We start from the raw sequence: 17,423 nt of genomic DNA on the forward strand, positions 1-17,423 counted from the left end.
CTCCGTGAGTTGTTTTTGAGGTAAAAAAACATTCTACCTATCTCTAGATAGGTAGAATGTAACTGGTTATTTTATTGTGGGTCAATAAAATACCTACTAGTAGATAGATAAACCTTATTTTCAAAAAAATGACATTTTGATAACCGAGAATAACTATGATAGTCGAGAAAAACGATACGAAGAGCAAAATCCTCGATACGGCAGAGCGATTAATCACGCTAGGAGGTTACAACGCTTTTAGTTTTCGTGATATTGCTGATGAAATTGGAATCAAGAGTGCAAGCGTTCACTACCACTACCCGACCAAAGGTGATCTAGTTTCAGCGGTTATGGCGCGCTATAACGAGGAGTTTTCTGAGCAGCTACCAAATCTAAATAATGAGCAGCTGAACCCTAATGTTCTGTTGAATAGTTTTATTGATGGGTTTAAGGCAAAAATTGTTGATCAGCGTAATATGAGCTTGTGTACTATGCTTACATCAGATAAAACCATACTACCCGAACAGGTTTGTAATGAATTAGTAACGTTTTATCAGCTAAAGTTAGATTGGCTAACGCAGATATTTGTTCGTTTGGGCGATATTGAGGATGATAAAGCGCTAACACAGGCTGTTCAGTTACTTGCTTGTTTACATGGTGCATCTATTTTAGTTCAGGGCACGGATAAGCCTGATTTTTTTGATCGAGCTTTATCTGAGTGGAGGCAATATGGTTGTTAAAATAAAGATACAAGATATCATTTTCAGGCATTAATCGAATAATGTATCATTTAATTTTCACAATTCATGCGAAACACTAAAAATGAATTCTGCTGATAAACATGCATATAATCCCACTTTTCAATGGCGATTCCTACATCCTCGTTTTTGGACTACATGGGTCGGTGTTTTTGTGTCCTTATCAATTGCTTTTTTGCCGTTGCGTTGGCGTGATAAGTTAGCAAGCTGGATCGCTTGTCGTCTGCTTAATACAAAAAGTAAAGCGCTAAAAAGAGCGCGTGTAAATATTGAACAATGCTTTCCTGAAAAATCTTTGGAAGAGCGCGAGACCCTATTGAAAAAAAGCTTTCAGACCGCTGCGCAATTTTTTATTGCTTACGGTGAGCTCGTTGTTCGTAGTAAGCGACGCTGTGAATCTCGTTGTACTATTACTGGTCAAGAACATTTATTTCCGCTTTTAGATAGTGGGAAGAAAGTTATTGCCTTGGTTCCACATTGTTGGGCAATTGACTACGCTGGAATCATGTTAACAGCGAAAGGCTACAAAACTGTCGCCATGATTCGCACTCAGAAAAACCCCATTTTCAATTGGTTAATTCATCGCCAGCGTATACGCTACGGTGCTCGTGTATATTGCCGTACCAGTGGCATTAAGCCTTTTATGAATGCTATTAAAGAAGGTCATTTAGGCTACTACCTTCCGGATGAAGATTTGGGCGCGAAGAATTCTGTATTCACACCTTTCTTTGCGTCAAATAAAGCGACAATGAAAGGGTTAGGTCGTCTAGCAACCTTGACTGATGCGACGGTGATCCCCATGCTGCCTGCGTACAATGCTGAATCGGGTAAATACGAACTCTTTATCTCGCCTCCTTTGGAAAATTTCCCCAGTGGTGATGAGGCAACTGATGCTCTTATTATGAATCAAGCTCTTGAGTCCATGATATCTAAGCATCCAGAACAATATATGTGGATCTTGAATCTATTGCGCACTCGCCCTGATGGTTCTTGTCTTTATTAGTGAGATCCTGCACGAAAACTCCCTATTAAGTGATAAACTACGGCCTAAATGATTAGGCCGTTTTTATTTGTTTTGTTTTAAAGCCATGACCAGATGGAGTATCTCATGTCAGCAAGTTCACCCGCTACGGTTACCAATCTCGATGTGCAAGCCGTTAAAGACTATCTCCTTTCTCTTCAAGACCATATTTGCTCTACATTAGAACGCGTCGAGCCACTAGCTCGTTTCAAAGAAGATGCATGGGATAGACCCAACGGCGGTGGTGGACGGACTCGTGTTATCGCAGGTGGTGAGGTTATTGAAAAAGGCGGAGTTAACTTCTCTCATGTCATGGGTGATAACTTACCGCCCTCTGCGACGGTTGATCGTCCTGAGTTAGCTGGTGGCCGATTTGAAGCCATGGGCGTGTCTTTGGTGATCCATCCTAATAATCCTATGGCTCCGACGTCTCATGCTAATGTGCGTTTGTTTATCGTTTACAAAGACGATATAGCACCAGTTTGGTGGTTTGGTGGTGGTTTTGATCTGACACCTTATTATGGTTTCGATGAAGATTGTATCCATTGGCACCAAGCTTCTTATGATGCTGTCGAGCCATTTGGAGAAGGTTATTATTCTCGCTTTAAAAAATGGTGTGATGAATACTTTTATTTGAAACACCGTGGCGAACCACGAGGTGTTGGTGGTTTGTTTTATGACGATTTTAATGAAGGCAGTTTTGAGCATTGTTTCGGCATGATGCAATCGGTAGGCAATACATTTACTAAAGCCTATTTGCCGATTCTAGAGCGTCGTAAAGATTTGCCATTCACTGAGCAGCAACGCGACTTTCAATTGCATCGTCGTGGGCGTTATGTAGAGTTTAATTTGGTGTTTGACCGTGGCACGCATTTTGGCATACAAAGTGGCTTGGGCCGTACCGAATCCATTTTAATGTCATTACCACCAGAAGTGCGTTGGACGTATGAATATCAGGTGGAAGCGGGTAGCGAAGAAGCCAAGCTAACCGAGTACTATTTGACGTCGAAAGATTGGCTTGTTCTGGCCAAGTGATAATGCTGTTATCGTCTTTTATAATTTTTTCTACTTTCTAAGAGGATGAATTTTGGATCAATATGCTGTTGTAGGTAACCCAATAGCCCACAGTAAATCACCTAGCATTCATACGTATTTTGCTACGCTGACGAATCAAGAATTGGTGTATTCGACCTTGCTTGGCGACGAGGCTGAATTTGAAAATCAAGTCAGAGATTTTTTTGAAAAAGATGGAAAAGGTCTGAATGTTACCGTGCCGTTTAAAGAACGCGCTTATGCTATGTGTGATATTTTAAGTCGACGGGCAAAACAAGCTGGAGCGGTGAATACTTTACTAATGGGTAAAAATGGCGACCTTTTCGGCGATAATACCGACGGAATAGGCATGGTTCGTGACATTATTCATAATCATGGACAGAGTTTAACGGATAAACGTATTCTTCTTCTGGGCGCAGGCGGTGCGGTTCGAGGTGTGCTTGAACCCGTTTTAGCTGAGAATCCAGAATCTGTCACCATTGCTAATCGTACGTTTGAGAAAGCTCAGTCCTTGGCCGATCAATTTGATTGTTTAGCTTCATCTTTCGAAGCGCTAGAAGGTCCTTTTGATATCATCATTAACGGCACATCAGCGAGCTTATCTGGCAGTTTGCCACCCTTAAAAGACGAGCTAATAAACGCTGAAACCTGGTGTTACGACATGATGTATGGCAAGGGGCGCACTGTGTTTTTACAGTGGGCGCACGAGCATGGTGCTGATGGTGCCGATGGTCTAGGCATGTTGGTTGGCCAAGCCGCAGAAGCGTTTTATTTATGGCGACAAGTCCGACCAGAAATTGCCAGTCTAGTGGATGAAATGCGTAAACAGATGTAAGTCAAACAGCCTTTGCAATAAGCGACAGAAAGGAAAGTAGTATGAAAGCGCAATGGTTTAACTCGGTTGATCAAATAGGCCAAGCCAAATGGCAAGAGGCTATTGGAGAAACACGTTATCCCTTTGCGCAATTTGCTTTTCATCAGGCGTTAGAGCAAAGCAAAAGCATCGGCGATGGAACCGGTTGGTATCCTGAATATTTGCTAGTGATGGATGATGACGACAGCCCGCTTGCCATTGCCCCAACCTACTTAAAAACCCACTCTCAAGGCGAATTTGTCTTCGATTGGTCTTGGGCTGATGCTTACCAGCGTTACGGCATGCGTTACTTTCCTAAGCGCATCTGGGCGATTCCTTTTTCTCCTGTGACAGGTTCGCGGATTTTTTCTCACCTCGATCCAAAAGGCGATGATGTGCAGTTTTCTCATCTGTACCCAGCGCTTGCAGAATTAATGACTCAAGCCAACCAAGAACGAGAGTTTTCAAGCTGGCATCTGTTATTTACCAAGCCTGAACACGCGGCCTTATTCGCACCAAATAAAGACCTATTGCACCGAATTTCCTGTCAGTTCCATTGGTTCAATCGTGACTATAAAGACATGGAAGATTACTTGTCACACTTTTCCAGTCGTAAACGCAAAACTGCACGTAAAGAGCGAGAAAAAGTCGCTAAAGAAGGCATCACGCTGACTCGCACCATCGGCAAAGATTTAACCTCGGCAGACATAGATTTCTTTTATCTGTGTTATCAATCCACTTACGCTAAGCGTGGACAACAGGGTTATCTCACCCGAGAGTTTTTCGGTCAATTAGCCGAAAACATAGGCGATCAAATTCTTTTGGTACAAGCCTTTCGAGATGAAGAAGCCATTGCTGCGTCTTGGTGTTTCTTCGACGATTATTCTTTGTATGGCCGTTATTGGGGTTGTATGGAAGAAGTAGATTGCCTGCATTTTGAGGCTTGTTACTACCAGGGCATTGAATTTTGCTTGGAAAAAGGGTTACAGCATTTTGACCCTGGCACCCAAGGGGAACACAAAATCGCCCGAGGTTTTGAACCTGTGTTCAGCCACAGCATTCACTATATCGCTCACGAAGGCTTCCGCGAAGCCATTGGTAACTTTTGCGAGGAAGAAGCCCAAGCCGTGCGTGAGTACCATCAAGATACCCACGCATTGTTGCCGTTTAAGCAAGAAGTTTAGCTAAATATCAAACTTCTTGATGCGGGCCGAATAGTTCGTAATGAATACGGTCGGCTTCTACGCCAAGGGTTAACAGTTGTTGTTTAACGAACATCATGAAGCCAACTGGTCCACATAAGTAAAACTCGCCATTTATTAGCGGCAAGCTGTCTTTTATCGCATCTAGTTGCATCATGCCTTTTGTTACGCCCTCTTCTTCGCTTTTGGCTTGTTCGTACCAAGTATGAACGGACAGATTTAAATGGCCTTTCAGGCTGTTTACGTGCTCTTTGAAGGAATGTTGACCTTGATGAGCACAAGCGTGTAAATAGCTCACAGGGTGGCCGTATTGCTGCTTATCTAGAGTATTTAGTATGGCTTGCATTGGCGTTAAACCCACTCCTCCAGAAATCAGCACTACAGGTGTTTGCTTATCTTGGAAAACGAAGTCACCTGCTGGTGGCATGGCTTCAATTTCGTCTCCGACGTTTAAATGATCATGAAGGTAATTCGACATAACACCTTTGATGTCACCTGCGCCTTCGCGTTTTACGCTGATGCGATAGTTTTTACCATTTGGCGTGGTTGATAGAGAGTATTGACGTATCTCATCGAACTCATTGCCTTTTGGATGTAACTTAACGCCTAAGTATTGGCCTGGTTGGTAATCAATTACCGCGCCGCCATCGATAGGTTCAAAGACAAAGCTGGTGACCAAATCCGATTCTGGTGTTTTCGAAGCGACACGGAAACGGCGGAAATCTTTCCAGCCACCACGTTGCGCAGCTCGCTCTCTATAAAGATCTCCTTCGACTTGAATAAAGATACCAGCTAATTGAGTGTAGGCCGCTGCCCAAGCTTCTTCTACGTCTTTGGTGAAAGCCTCTGGTGCGAGTTCTCGTAAGGTTTCAAGTAGGTGATGACCAACGATGTCGTATTGGTTTGGTTGGATATTAAAACTGGTGTGCTTATGAGCTATACGCGTCACGGCGCTAGTCAATACTTCTAGATTATCGATGTGCGTTGCGTACGCCGCGATGGCATTGAACAAAGCTGCAGGCTGACCACCGGTTCTTTGATGCGTCATGTTGAACACATCTTTTAGTTCAGGATTATGGAAAAACATGCGTTGGTAAAAATGTTCTGTAATCGCAGTTCCTGCAGAAGCAAGAAGCGGGATAGTCGCTTTGACAGTGTCGATATGGTGTTGAGTTAACATGTTATTTCCTTTGCTAAGAGTACGGATAGATGTTTTGTTAACTCTTCTATAGCGAAGCGCGTGCCAACTAAAAATAGATAATAAAATCAGTAGTTTAGGTTTTTAATATCAATTAAAGAGTCAATAAGACTCGCTAATAAAAAAGTCTATATGATATCTTCGAGTCAAATTGACACGAAATATTATTTGCCCTATGAGTTGATAACCATGAATCAGGTCTCTAATAACGCCTTATTGAGCTTTGCCCTCGATCTTGCTAGCGCGGTGACGCAGCCCAATCGTTTTGAACAATTGGTGTATGCGGTGCGGGCAACAATTAACTGTGATGCAGTCGTCTTATTGGCGAATAATAATGGTGTGCTGACGCCGCTGGCTCAACGGGGTTTATCGGAAGACCTAATGGGGCGTCGGTTTATTATTGATGAACACCCGCGTTTGAAGGCTATTTGTAGCGGTCATTATCCGGTTCGTTTTCCTGCTGAGTCGCCTCTTCCCGATCCTTACGATGGCATGGTGTTAGGCCACGATGAGAATTTACCTGTGCATTCTTGCATGGGCGTTCCTTTGTATTTGGAAGGGAAATTGATCGGTGTTGTCACTTTAGACAGCATCATGCCGGGCGTTTTTGATAATATCGACGCGCGTGCTTTGGAAATCATCGGTACCATGGCGGCCATGACACTAAATACCGCCATCTTGATGGAGCGCTTAGAAAACCAATCTCTCCACGCCCAAAACGTACTAAAAGTGATGGGCGATCAACGCATTGAAATGATCGGCCAAAGCAAGGCTATACAAGATCTCAAACAGTCGATTAATTTAGTCGCATCGTCGGATTTTTCTATTTTAATCGAAGGTGAAACGGGTGTTGGAAAAGAGCTTGTCGCAAGAGCTTTGCATGAACAATCTTCCCGTGCAGAAGCGCCTATGGTGTATGTAAATTGCGCAGCGATTCCGCACCATCTCATCGAAAGTGAGCTTTTTGGCCATGTAAAAGGTGCGTTTACTGGAGCGGATAGAGATAGAGATGGTAAGTTTTTGTTGGCTGACGGCGGAACCTTGTTGCTCGATGAAATTGGAGAATTACCGTTAGAAGTACAAGGTACTTTGCTTCGTGCCATTCAGAATCAAGAAATCCAAGCGGTTGGCAAAGATCAAATTCGCAAAGTAAACGTGCGTATTATTGCTGCGACTAACCGACATTTAGAAACAGAAGTAGCAGAGAATCGTTTTCGAGCGGATTTATTCCATCGCCTCAGTGTTTTCCCTATGCAAGTTCCTGCGTTACGCGACAGACAAGGCGATATTGCCTTATTAGCCGGATTCTTCGCCGAACGTTTTCGCCGCAAATTAGGCCTGCAACAACTGATTTTATCCGCATCAGCTATCGACATGCTCGAAGCTTATCACTGGCCTGGTAATGTTCGAGAACTAGAACACGTCATCTCTCGCGCGGCGCTATTTTCTAGGGCCGAGAGTTCAAAGGCAGAAAGCGGCAAAGCGGACAATGCAACAGGTATTACCGTTATCACTTCTGCTCATTTAACAGGGTTACAAATCGATAATAGTGCTAAAGAAAAGATACAGAAAAACGAGCTAGAGCCGCCGCGTTTAGAAAAACATAAACCAATCGATTTGCGTTTAGAAACAGAGACTTATCAACGAGAGTTAATCCGAAAAGCGTTAGAAAACAATGACGGCAATTGGACTAGAGCCGCTCAGCAATTGTCTATGGATCGCGCTAACCTAGCGCGCTTGGCGAAACGCTTAGGGATTGTCGTTGCCAAAGAAGTACGCATTTAATGTTTGATAAACATAATTTAAGTTTAAACCGTGACTGGATGAAACGTCTCGTTTTTATCTTTGCCCATGGTAAGCTATGGAAATGTATATGATTAAGCCCAAGCGGAGCATAATGACATGAAAATCAAATCCTTACATTTAAAGCATTTTCGTCGCTTTGATGATTTTGAGATTTCATTTGATCCGAAATTAACGGTTTTGGTTGCGAAAAATGGAGCAGGAAAAACCAGCATTTTAGATGGCATGGCTATTTCTTTAGGCCCATTTTTAACCCGATTGCCAAGTGCAACAGGAAAAAACTTTAAGGAAATGGATTTTCAGATTTTACAGGATGGCATGAAGCCTCCTTATATGAGAATACGTAGCGAATCCTTTAACGGAATTGTTTGGGATAGAACGGAGAAGCGTGATAAATCTAAAAAAACAGCGGAGCAAATTCCTGAGGCAATAGGGCTTAAAGCGTTATTTAATCATGTTGATACATTTGCCGACGCATTCAATAGTAAAGAACCTTTTCAGTTACCTATATTTGCTTACTTTGGCGCTGGTCGTGGAGTTTTTGACATACCACAACGTAAGAGAAGCTTTTCTAAAAAGTTCTCACGTTTTGACTCTTTTAAAGGCGCTCTTGAAAGTAGAACAAATTTTAAAAGCTTTGTGGAATACTTTTACTCCCTTGAAGATCTAGAAACCCTTAAGCAAAAAGAAGCTCGTTCATTTGATTTTGTTATTCCTGAGCTAAAAGCAATACGGAGTGCTGTAAATGCAATGATTCCAGCATTTAGTAATCCACGAGGAGCTTACCCAGCGGGAATTGAAGTTGATTGGTGTCAGGATGAAATTAAAAAAACATTACGAATTGAGCAGCTTAGTGATGGTTATCGGACAACATTAGCAATGGTAATGGATATTGCTGCTCGTATGGCTGAGGCGAACCCCGATGTAGATGACCCTTTACAAACTGAAGGTGTTGTACTGATTGATGAGGTAGATTTACACCTTCATCCAGGCTGGCAGCAAACTATTTTGTTAGACTTAATGCGTACTTTTCCTAACGTACAATTTATTGTTACTACACATAGTCCTCAAGTAATTTCATCTGTTAAGCCTTCAAGTTTGCGTGTAATTGATTGGAAAGATGATAAGCCCGTATTAATCCCTATTGCTTTTTCTGAAGGCGCCGAAGCGCAGCAAGTATTGCTTGATGTTCTTGGATTGAAATCACCAAGAGTTGAATCTTTAGATATAGTTAAGGATTTGGAAAAATATCAGCATCTTGTTGAGCTTGATAAATGGGACTCAAAAGAAGCGGTTTATCTGCGTAAAATTTTAGATAAATGGGGAGCGGGGCATGAACCTGAACTTGCTCGATTAGATATGGACATTCGAATGAAAGAGTGGGAACGCGAACAAATATGAAGAAGGTATCAAAAGGAATTGAACCTCCACTTCTTGCAAACTATCGAGATATAAATCCAGACAATGAGTGGGAGCAATTCACTTCGAAAAAATATCGGCGCAATCAAACGCAAGTCCAAATAAAAGCTGATCAAGGTGGCTTATGTGCTTATTGTGAGATTGATCTTGTCGAGAAAATAGAGGATGAGCTTGATGATTTCCGAGTCGAGCATTTCCATCCAAAATCGGATGGTACTGTTCCTCATAATTGGCATTTAGATTGGCAGAACCTATTAGGTTGTTGCCATGGAGGCAGTCAGCGTAATGTTGTTGATGCCAGTTATCGATTTACTAGTCCAGATGTTTCTTGTGACGTGCCAAAAGGAAGTCAAAATCTAGACAATGTGATTTTGAACCCGCTTAATATCCCTGCTTTCCCTAAGATTTTTTCCTGTGAAAGAACAACAGGAGAATTTTCGGTTGACTCTGAAAATTGCGAACAAGCAAATATTAGTGTTGAAAAAGCGCAAAATACTATTATTGAGTTGAACCTAGACACTGAACGGTTGAGACGCTTTCGGCGAGAGATTCTGAACAAACTAAATGATGACGTAAGACGGTTAGTATCCCAAGGCTTTTCCATTGGAGAGGCGCAAAAACGCTTAGCAGAAGTAAATTTAAAGAAAAACACGAATGGCCATTGGCCTAAATTTTTTACTAGCATCCGTAGTTATTTAGGGAGTACTGCTGAACGACAATTACTTTCTATTCATTATGACGGTTAAATTTACTTAATGCTGCCTAGCCGCACTCACCTGTCGAATCCGTTCAGCAGGAAATTCGAGTTTGGGCAGTAAGTAAGCCTTTAATTCTTCTGAATAACCCAGTTCGTCCAGCGCGGTCTCCATGCAGTTTAGCCACATAGCTTTTTCTTTTTCGGTGACGATTAAGTGTGCGTGGGCTTGAGGTAAACTGATTGGGCCATATTTTTTCGAGAACAACTTCTCGCCGCCCATCCAACCTGATAAAAACGACACTAACTTGTCGATGGTTAGTTCAATGTTGCTAGGGTGCATATCAAACAAAGGGCGAAACTCTGGCGTGTTTTCCATGATGCGATAGAAGGTTTCGACTAATTTTTGCAAGCCCAGTAATCCGCCGACAGCTTGTAGAGTCGCATCGCCTTCACCATAAACAGGTGAACTAGAAGGCGTCATTTTATTCGATATCTTTTGGCTGGTTTTGTGTTTTTTTCGCTTCTTTCTCTTTGTCCATTTTGATCGAATTACGATAACCGCCTAATGCAGCCAACGCGCCAATAATGAAACTCATGTAAAGCGGAATTTGAAACAGCATAGTGATACTGATGAATACACACCCGACAGCTAAACCTTCGATAAAGGGTTTGAGTTTCTTGGGCATAAAAGTTCTCCAAACGATAAAAAATAAATGCGAGTCTAGCAAATTTCCGCGACGATGTGAGCACGATTGTGGAAAAAAGCATCACTTATCCAATATTAGGAACATTGAATTTTATCGAATATATGGCGTCTATTTTTGTGGGTAAGTGGGAGCCAAATGAGAACCATGCCTGATTATCGCCCTTTTCTGAGTAATTATTGCACAAAATCATTAAGAACTGCCCCAGATTGTGAATAACTGCTATTATTTTCCACAGATCAGTGAGTTCCGGTTTTCTGATTTTGATTGATTTTTATCCACAAGTGAGACCCGCGTGTCAAAGTTATCCCCCAGTTCTATTTTTTGCTCGTATCGTGCAAATACTGTATTAAATCGAAAAATTTGGCGCATGGCGTGGCCGCCGATGATTTCAAATATCACCACTCCTTTACTGGGTTTAGTCGATACCGCTGTAGTTGGGCACTTGGGAACGGCAACACATCTTGCCGCTGTGGCGATTGGCGCGAGCATTTTTAGCTTTCTGTTTTGGGCGTTTGGTTTTTTGCGCATGGGCTCAACCGGATTGACTGCACAAGCGCTTGGGAAAGGCGACGAAAGACGGGTTCGTGAACTGCTTTTGCAATCGATTTTGATGGGCGTATTTATCGGGCTAATGCTGATTCTATTCCGGGCCCCTTTGATCGATTTGGCGATCACTCTGATGGAGCCAAGTGCTGAAGTGGAACCTTGGGCGCGTTTGTATTGTGAAGCGCGGATTTTCAGTGCGCCAGCCGTGTTAGCGGGTTATGCCTTAATGGGTTGGTTCTTCGGCGTGCAATATTCCAAAGGGCCGTTGTGGATGCTGTTGGTGATCAATGTCGCCAATATGATTCTCGATTATGTCGCCGTTTATGGATTGGGCATGGCGAGTGATGGCGTGGCGTGGGCAACTGTGTTTGCGCATTATATTGGTGTAACTGTCGCTGGCGTATTGGCTTGGCATAAGTTAAAGGGTTTTTCCGGTCATGTGCCGCTAAGCGTTTTAGCAAAATGGCGTGAATACATGGCTTTGGTGAAAGTGAATCGCTATCTGTTTGTACGAACTATTCTTTTGCTATTGGTTATGTTGTTTTTTACCGCTCAAGGCGCGCGCCAAGGAGATTCTATTCTTGCTGCCAACGCCGTATTGCTGACTTTCTTGATGATTATTTCTAACGCCTTGGATGGTTTTGCCTTTTCGGTGGAAGCCTTGTGTGGCGAATACTATGGCCGCAAAGACAAAGCGAACTTTAACAAGGTCATTCAGCTCTCTACCTATTGGGCGTTGTTTGCTGCGGTTATGTTGATGCTGATATTTTGGCTTTTTGGTAATCAAATCATAGCGTTATTAACAAACGTACAAAGCGTTCGCGATGACGCGGCTCTGTACCTACCTTGGCTGATATTCTTCCCGCTGTTGGGTATTTGGTCTTTTATGTTGGATGGTATTTTCATCGGCACAACCAGTGTAAAACAAATGCAAAATACCATGATCATTTGCGTGGTCGGCGTGTTCTTCCCTGTTTGGTTCATCACTCAAGATCTTGGCAACCATGGTTTATGGTTTAGCCAAGCCATGCTGTTTATCGCCAGAGCGATCACGCTTTATTGGTGTTATCTGCAAAACATGAAAAAAGGCGTTTGGTTCGCGAATTCATAAAGCCTATTACTTTGTGTAAAGACTCCTGTTAACAATTGAAATTTTTCTGGCGACTGGGTTTGTTACCATGAATGACGTGCTCTTTTTTAAAGCCACCAAACATGGAGAGAATTCAATATGTCGAAGAATTTCTTAAGCGAGTTAACCGGTTCTTTTGCCACGCCAGCGTTAGAAAACCCTACTGGCGTGATGATGGAAGCTGCGTATCGAGATTTGGGTCTGGATTGGCGTTACATCAATTGCGAAATCCAACCTAATGATCTTGCAAACGCCGTATTAGGTGCGAAAGCTATGAACTGGTGCGGTTTTAACTGCTCAATTCCTCATAAAGTGTCTGTTATTTCACACCTTGATGACTTAGGCGAGTCGGCTCGAATCATTGGGGCAGTCAATACCGTGGTGAATCGTGATGGTAAGCTTATTGGTGAAAATACCGATGGCCGTGGTTTTGTCGAATCCGTTAAATCCAGTTTAGAGCTAACCAAAAAGCGCGTTGTGCTGTTTGGCGCAGGTGGTGCGGCACGAGCGGTTGCGGTTGAATTAGCTTTGGCTGGAGTGGCGCACATAACCATTGTGAATCGTAATCAAGAGCGTGGCGAAGAGCTTTCCAAACTGGTTGCCGATAACACGTCGGCTGGCGCGGAATACCATGCTTGGACAAAGCAATATCAGATTCCTGCCGATACTGATTTGGTAATCAATGTGACCTCTATTGGCTTATATCCCAATGTGGATGCAGAGCTAGATATAGACACAGATTCGATTAAATCTAGCATGGTAGTTGCAGATGGTATTTTTAATCCACCTGAAACGCGATTGATTCAAACCGCTAAAACTAAAGGCTGCACGACGGTAAATGGCTTGGGTATGCTCGTCCAGCAAGGCGCAATCGCTTTCGAATACTGGACAGGAAAAACGCCTTCTATCGAGGTGATGAAAACCGCATTGAGTGATGCTTTGGACATTACAGATCTGGACAGCACGGATTTGGAGAGTACAGAAAAATAATAATCACTGGAATACCCAAAGATTGTTTAAAGCGGATTCTGATGCTCGTTTCTGCGTAGCGAGCGTTGTATCCGTGTTTCCTCTTGACGCATTTTCAATAAATTGTCTTCCACAAACACCAAATGTGTATGCGCCGCCGTGCGAGCGGCTTCGGCGTCGCCAGCCATGATGGCTTGATAAAGATTGGAGTGCTGTTCCATCACGCGCTGACGAGCGGCTTGCTTCTCAAATAGATTCCTAAGGTTACTCGAAATGCTTTTCGCCAACATGGCGTGCAGGCTGCGAAGTGAGTGAAGTAAGACTACGTTGTGTGCTGCTTCAGCTATGATCATGTGAAACTCCACATCTAATTTTGCTTCTAAGGCGAAGGCTTTGTTTTGATTGGCTTCTACCAGTTGATTAAAGCATTGTGTGAGCTTGGTTTTATCGGCGTCGGTACTGCGCAAAGCAGCGTAATACGCGGCGAGACTTTCTAGCGCATCGCGAAACTCCAATTGATCGTATAAGAACTCATCGTGGGAACTGAGCAAATCTTGCAGCGGATCGGCAAACGAGCTGCCTAGCTGTTCCGACACATAAGTGCCACCGCCATGACGACTGAATAATACACCGCGCGCGATCAGTTTTTGAATGGCTTCCCGCAACGAAGGACGAGATACCTCAAAACGCGCTGCCAATTCCCTTTCTGGTGGCAGTTTTTGCCCCGCCGTAAAACTGCCTTCTAAAATCATGCTTTCGAGCTCTTTCATGATGATGTCGGAAATTTTCGGTTGTTTAACACGACCAAAGTGATTGGATTCCATGACGTTTCCTAAAAATGTATTCTTTAAAGATGGCTTTAGCGCTTGCTGTGCATAAGTTGAAAAGTGGTAAAACCAATTAATCTTGCTGCTAAAATTCACTAAGTATCGACTAAACTATCAGTTGACAAAGTTTCTTTGAGTTCTTACTGTGCTTTATATTCAAAAGGTAAATTGGTCTTACCAGTTTGTCTAGCATTAATTTTCAATGCTTATACTCTTTAACAATAAAAAGGCTACCGCCGTGGAAGCTTCTATGAACACTGACTCACTTGCTGATAAAGCCGCTCAATATCGCGATTTATATTCTGCTTTGAAAGACGCCAAAACTGGCGCGATTGATGAGACGCGATTGATTCGTGATCCACTTCGTACCTTGGCGTATGGCACGGATGCGAGTTTTTACCGCTTGATTCCGCAATTAGTCGTGCGAGTCGATAATGAAGCGGAAGTGCAGTTAGTGCTGAAAGAAGCCAGAAAGCGCAATTTACCAGTGACTTTTCGCGCAGCGGGTACGAGTTTGTCAGGGCAGGCAGTAACCGATTCCATCTTAATGCAATTATCCGATAACTGGAAAGGGCATCGAGTTCACGAACATGGCCATCATATTTCACTTCAGCCAGGTATTATCGGTGCGCGAGCCAATCAGCTGCTAGCGCCCTTTCAGCGCAAAATCGGCCCAGATCCAGCGTCCATCAATGCCTGTATGATTGGCGGTATTGCAGCGAACAACGCCAGCGGGATGTGCTGCGGTACAGCACAAAACAGCTATCATACGATTCAAAGTGCTCGTCTGATTTTCGCTGATGGTGCTTTATTGGATACCGCCGATGAAGCCAGCCGATTGGCGTTTGGTAATCGTCATGCAGACTTGCTTGATACGCTTGTTCGTTTGTCTAAAAGCGTTCAAGCTAATAGCGAATTAGCAGAAAGAATTAGACACAAATATCGTTTAAAAAACACCACAGGGTACAGTTTAAACAGCCTAACCGATTACCAAGATCCGTTTGATATCTTGCTGCATTTGATGATCGGCTCTGAAGGAACTTTGGGTTTTATCAGCGAAGTTACCTATGAAACCGTGGTTGATCATCCTATTAAAGCCGCGGCGATGATCTTCTTTGATGATATGGAAGTCACCTGCCGAGCGGTTACCTCTCTAAAAAGCTCGCCTGTTTCTGCCGTGGAATTGATTGATCGTGCTGGCTTGCGTGCGGTGGAAGGCAAACCGGGTATGCCAGAAATGTTATCGTCCCTTGGCTCACAAGCGGCGGGTTTATTGGTTGATGTACGCGCTGCAAATGCCGAAGAATTAGAAGCCAATTTGGCCTTGGTGAAACAAGCGTTAAGCGGCCAAGCAACACTGAACCCGATTGAATTTACCCAAGACAAAGTCATCTACGATTCCTATTGGAAGATTCGCAAAGGCTTGTTCCCTGCCGTTGGTGCTGTTCGTCCTGTTGGCACCACGGTGATCATCGAAGACGTGGCCTTCCCTGTCGAACAGCTCGCCGAAGGCGTTTTGGAGCTACAAGGTGTGTTTCAAAAACATGGCTACCGCGAAGCGATTTTGTTTGGTCACGCCTTAGAAGGCAACTTACACTTTGTCTTTACGCAAGGCTTTGACGACCCGAAAGAAGTGAAACGCTACGAGCAACTGATGGACGAAGTCGCGCAATTGGTCGCGGTGAAATACAAAGGCTCGTTGAAAGCAGAACACGGCACCGGCCGTAACATGGCGCCTTATGTGGAGCTGGAATGGGGCAAAGAAGCCTACGACATTATGTGGGAAATCAAACGCGCGTTTGACCCGCAAAGCTTGCTGAACCCAGATGTAATTTTGTCGCACAATGCCAATTTACATGTACAGAACCTCAAGCCTTTGCCGAAAGCCAATGACAAAGTTGATACCTGTATTGAATGTGGTTTCTGTGAATCGTCTTGTCCATCAAAATCTATTACGTTAACGCCTCGCCAACGCATAGTGATTTGGCGTGAGATTCAGCGACTGACTGCAATGGGTACAGATCCGAAACGTTTAGCGGAATTGAAAAAAGACTATGATTATCAAGGCGTTGATACCTGCGCTGGTTGTGGTTTGTGCTCGATGCAGTGTCCGGTTGGTATCAATACGGGTGATTTAACCCGCGAACTTCGCCACGATCGTCATCCAGATAGCAAAGTCGGTTATTGGATTGCTGATCATTTTGAAGGTGTTACCAAAACGGCGAAAGTGGGACTGAGCCTTGCCAACGGTGCGCGTCGTATTATTGGTGATTCAGGCATGACAACCGTCACTTCAGTGATGAACAAAGCTTCCCAAGGTGCTGTGCCAAAGTGGCATAAACAAATGCCCAGCGCTGCTTCGTCTTTGAAGTCGATTGCCGTTATGCAAGGTAATGATATGCAAAGTGATGACGTTCAAAAGGAAGTGATTTACTTCCCCAGCTGCGCGACTCGTGTCATGGGCGCGGGGCCAAATGCAGAAGATAAACGCTCTGTTATGACAGTGATGTTTTCTGTATTGAAAAAAGCAGGCTATAAAGTAACTGTACCTGATAATATCGATAGCCAATGCTGTGGTATGGCGTTTCAGTCCAAAGGGCAATTCGACGCAGCGAACCAAAAATCCAGTGATATCAATAGCTTACTGCTGGCGGCGAGCGATAATGGCCGAATCCCAATCGTCTGCGATGTGAGCCCTTGTTTGCTACGCATGCAGGAAAGCCTTGATCCTTGTTTACAGCTTCATGAGCAAGTGGGCTTTGTTTCGACTTATGTGATGCCAAATTTAACGGTGAAAGAAAAGCTCGGCAAAATCGCCCTTCATGTTACTTGCAGCACCACCCGCATGGGACTCGCCGACAGCTTCGTACAGCTTGCCCACCAACTTGCCGATGAAGTCGTGATTCCGCCAGACATTACCTGTTGCGGCTTTGCTGGCGACAAAGGCTTCTCTACTCCTGAACTCAACGCCAGCGCTCTCAAAACCTTAGCCAAAGCCGTAGAAGGCTGCGAAGCGGGCTACTCCAACAGCCGTACCTGCGAGATTGGCTTATCGGAACACAGCGGCATCGAATATCAATCTATCGTCTATCTGGTTGATCAATTGACTCAATCTGTAGGCCGGATGAGGGAGGAACGACCGTAATCCGGCGTTGGCTTGACCGAAGAAAAGGATTATGCCATGTGTTTTTTGATATGTGGTAATGCCGGATTACACCTCGTCCCTCGGTTCATCCGGCCTACAAAACGTTCTCATGGCTCT

At 43.9% G+C, this 17,423-nt stretch carries 15 protein-coding genes; 11 read left to right on the top strand and 4 right to left on the bottom strand.

The genetic code is table 11. The annotated features are described in order from the left end of the window. The first annotated feature begins 155 nt into the window (after positions 1–155). The 5 genes from CYL31_RS00880 (at position 156) to CYL31_RS00900 (ending at position 4,848) form a co-directional block, all read left to right on the top strand. Positions 156–719: a TetR/AcrR family transcriptional regulator gene (locus tag CYL31_RS00880; protein WP_212917129.1), complete on the top strand. Its 564-nt coding sequence runs from the start codon at positions 156–158 to the stop codon at positions 717–719. An 82-nt stretch (positions 720–801) separates the two neighbouring features. Next, positions 802–1,740, top strand: coding sequence for a lauroyl-Kdo(2)-lipid IV(A) myristoyltransferase (gene lpxM, locus CYL31_RS00885; RefSeq protein WP_212917130.1), 939 nt, complete (start codon positions 802–804; stop codon positions 1,738–1,740). Positions 1,741–1,845: 105 nt separating this feature from the next. Next, entirely contained in the window at positions 1,846–2,793 is a 948-nt protein-coding gene (hemF, locus tag CYL31_RS00890) for an oxygen-dependent coproporphyrinogen oxidase (RefSeq protein WP_212917131.1), read from the top strand. A gap of 52 nt (positions 2,794–2,845) precedes the next feature. Beyond that, positions 2,846–3,646: a shikimate dehydrogenase gene (aroE, locus tag CYL31_RS00895; RefSeq protein WP_212917132.1), complete on the top strand. Its 801-nt coding sequence runs from the start codon at positions 2,846–2,848 to the stop codon at positions 3,644–3,646. 41 nt (positions 3,647–3,687) lie between these two features. Next, entirely contained in the window at positions 3,688–4,848 is a 1,161-nt protein-coding gene (locus CYL31_RS00900; RefSeq protein ID WP_212917133.1) for a GNAT family N-acetyltransferase, read from the top strand. 7 nt (positions 4,849–4,855) lie between these two features. Here CYL31_RS00900 and hmpA read toward each other — a convergent pair whose 3' ends face one another. Next, the gene (hmpA, locus tag CYL31_RS00905; protein WP_212917134.1) at positions 4,856–6,046 is read right to left on the bottom strand and encodes an NO-inducible flavohemoprotein; all 1,191 of its coding nucleotides are present in this window, start codon (positions 6,044–6,046) and stop codon (positions 4,856–4,858) included. 207 nt (positions 6,047–6,253) lie between these two features. Between hmpA and norR the strand changes: the two genes are divergently transcribed. The 3 genes from norR (at position 6,254) to CYL31_RS00920 (ending at position 10,032) form a co-directional block, all read left to right on the top strand. Next, positions 6,254–7,849 (top strand): nitric oxide reductase transcriptional regulator NorR, encoded by a 1,596-nt coding sequence (norR, locus tag CYL31_RS00910; RefSeq protein WP_249411652.1) that lies wholly within the window; start codon positions 6,254–6,256, stop codon positions 7,847–7,849. 117 nt (positions 7,850–7,966) lie between these two features. Beyond that, the gene (locus CYL31_RS00915) at positions 7,967–9,268 is read left to right on the top strand and encodes an AAA family ATPase (protein ID WP_212917136.1); all 1,302 of its coding nucleotides are present in this window, start codon (positions 7,967–7,969) and stop codon (positions 9,266–9,268) included. Then, complete coding sequence (locus CYL31_RS00920) at positions 9,265–10,032, top strand: retron system putative HNH endonuclease (RefSeq protein ID WP_212917137.1); 768 nt, start codon at positions 9,265–9,267, stop codon at positions 10,030–10,032. Before CYL31_RS00915 ends, CYL31_RS00920 begins: the two co-directional genes overlap by 4 nt. 6 nt (positions 10,033–10,038) lie before the next feature. On the opposite strand, the gene CYL31_RS00925 is transcribed toward CYL31_RS00920, so the two are convergent. Together CYL31_RS00925 and CYL31_RS00930 are read right to left on the bottom strand one after the other, a co-directional pair. Then, a complete protein-coding gene (locus CYL31_RS00925; protein WP_212917138.1) occupies positions 10,039–10,464 on the bottom strand; it encodes a group II truncated hemoglobin in 426 nt (141 codons plus the stop codon). A gap of 1 nt (position 10,465) precedes the next feature. Beyond that, the gene (locus CYL31_RS00930) at positions 10,466–10,669 is read right to left on the bottom strand and encodes a hypothetical protein (RefSeq protein WP_212917139.1); all 204 of its coding nucleotides are present in this window, start codon (positions 10,667–10,669) and stop codon (positions 10,466–10,468) included. A gap of 388 nt (positions 10,670–11,057) precedes the next feature. Here CYL31_RS00930 and CYL31_RS00935 point away from each other — a divergent pair, with 388 nt between their 5' ends. Further along, positions 11,058–12,347, top strand: coding sequence for an MATE family efflux transporter (locus CYL31_RS00935; RefSeq protein ID WP_212918809.1), 1,290 nt, complete (start codon positions 11,058–11,060; stop codon positions 12,345–12,347). 117 nt (positions 12,348–12,464) lie between these two features. Continuing rightward, positions 12,465–13,355 (top strand): shikimate dehydrogenase, encoded by an 891-nt coding sequence (gene aroE / locus CYL31_RS00940; protein ID WP_072838685.1) that lies wholly within the window; start codon positions 12,465–12,467, stop codon positions 13,353–13,355. A 26-nt stretch (positions 13,356–13,381) separates the two neighbouring features. Here aroE (CYL31_RS00940) and CYL31_RS00945 read toward each other — a convergent pair whose 3' ends face one another. Beyond that, entirely contained in the window at positions 13,382–14,158 is a 777-nt protein-coding gene (locus CYL31_RS00945; protein WP_212917140.1) for an FCD domain-containing protein, read from the bottom strand. Between the two features lie 253 nt (positions 14,159–14,411). On the opposite strand from CYL31_RS00945, the gene CYL31_RS00950 reads away from it, so the two are divergent. Then, positions 14,412–17,306 (top strand): FAD-binding and (Fe-S)-binding domain-containing protein, encoded by a 2,895-nt coding sequence (locus CYL31_RS00950; RefSeq protein WP_212917141.1) that lies wholly within the window; start codon positions 14,412–14,414, stop codon positions 17,304–17,306. The last annotated feature ends 117 nt before the right edge of the window (positions 17,307–17,423 follow it).

This window comes from Marinomonas sp. A3A (assembly GCF_018336955.1).
Lineage (GTDB): Bacteria > Pseudomonadota > Gammaproteobacteria > Pseudomonadales > Marinomonadaceae > Marinomonas > Marinomonas lutimaris.

Coding starts and splice junctions, on each gene's coding strand:
- CYL31_RS00880 (WP_212917129.1), top strand. CDS start 156: ATGATAGTCGAGAAAAACGATACGAAGAGCAAAATCCTCGATACGGCA.
- lpxM (WP_212917130.1), top strand. CDS start 802: ATGAATTCTGCTGATAAACATGCATATAATCCCACTTTTCAATGGCGA.
- hemF (WP_212917131.1), top strand. CDS start 1,846: ATGTCAGCAAGTTCACCCGCTACGGTTACCAATCTCGATGTGCAAGCC.
- CYL31_RS00900 (WP_212917133.1), top strand. CDS start 3,688: ATGAAAGCGCAATGGTTTAACTCGGTTGATCAAATAGGCCAAGCCAAA.
- hmpA (WP_212917134.1), bottom strand. CDS start 6,046: ATGTTAACTCAACACCATATCGACACTGTCAAAGCGACTATCCCGCTT.
- norR (WP_249411652.1), top strand. CDS start 6,254: ATGAATCAGGTCTCTAATAACGCCTTATTGAGCTTTGCCCTCGATCTT.
- CYL31_RS00915 (WP_212917136.1), top strand. CDS start 7,967: ATGAAAATCAAATCCTTACATTTAAAGCATTTTCGTCGCTTTGATGAT.
- CYL31_RS00920 (WP_212917137.1), top strand. CDS start 9,265: ATGAAGAAGGTATCAAAAGGAATTGAACCTCCACTTCTTGCAAACTAT.
- CYL31_RS00925 (WP_212917138.1), bottom strand. CDS start 10,464: ATGACGCCTTCTAGTTCACCTGTTTATGGTGAAGGCGATGCGACTCTA.
- CYL31_RS00930 (WP_212917139.1), bottom strand. CDS start 10,669: ATGCCCAAGAAACTCAAACCCTTTATCGAAGGTTTAGCTGTCGGGTGT.
- CYL31_RS00935 (WP_212918809.1), top strand. CDS start 11,058: ATGGCGTGGCCGCCGATGATTTCAAATATCACCACTCCTTTACTGGGT.
- aroE (WP_072838685.1), top strand. CDS start 12,465: ATGTCGAAGAATTTCTTAAGCGAGTTAACCGGTTCTTTTGCCACGCCA.
- CYL31_RS00945 (WP_212917140.1), bottom strand. CDS start 14,158: ATGGAATCCAATCACTTTGGTCGTGTTAAACAACCGAAAATTTCCGAC.
- CYL31_RS00950 (WP_212917141.1), top strand. CDS start 14,412: ATGAACACTGACTCACTTGCTGATAAAGCCGCTCAATATCGCGATTTA.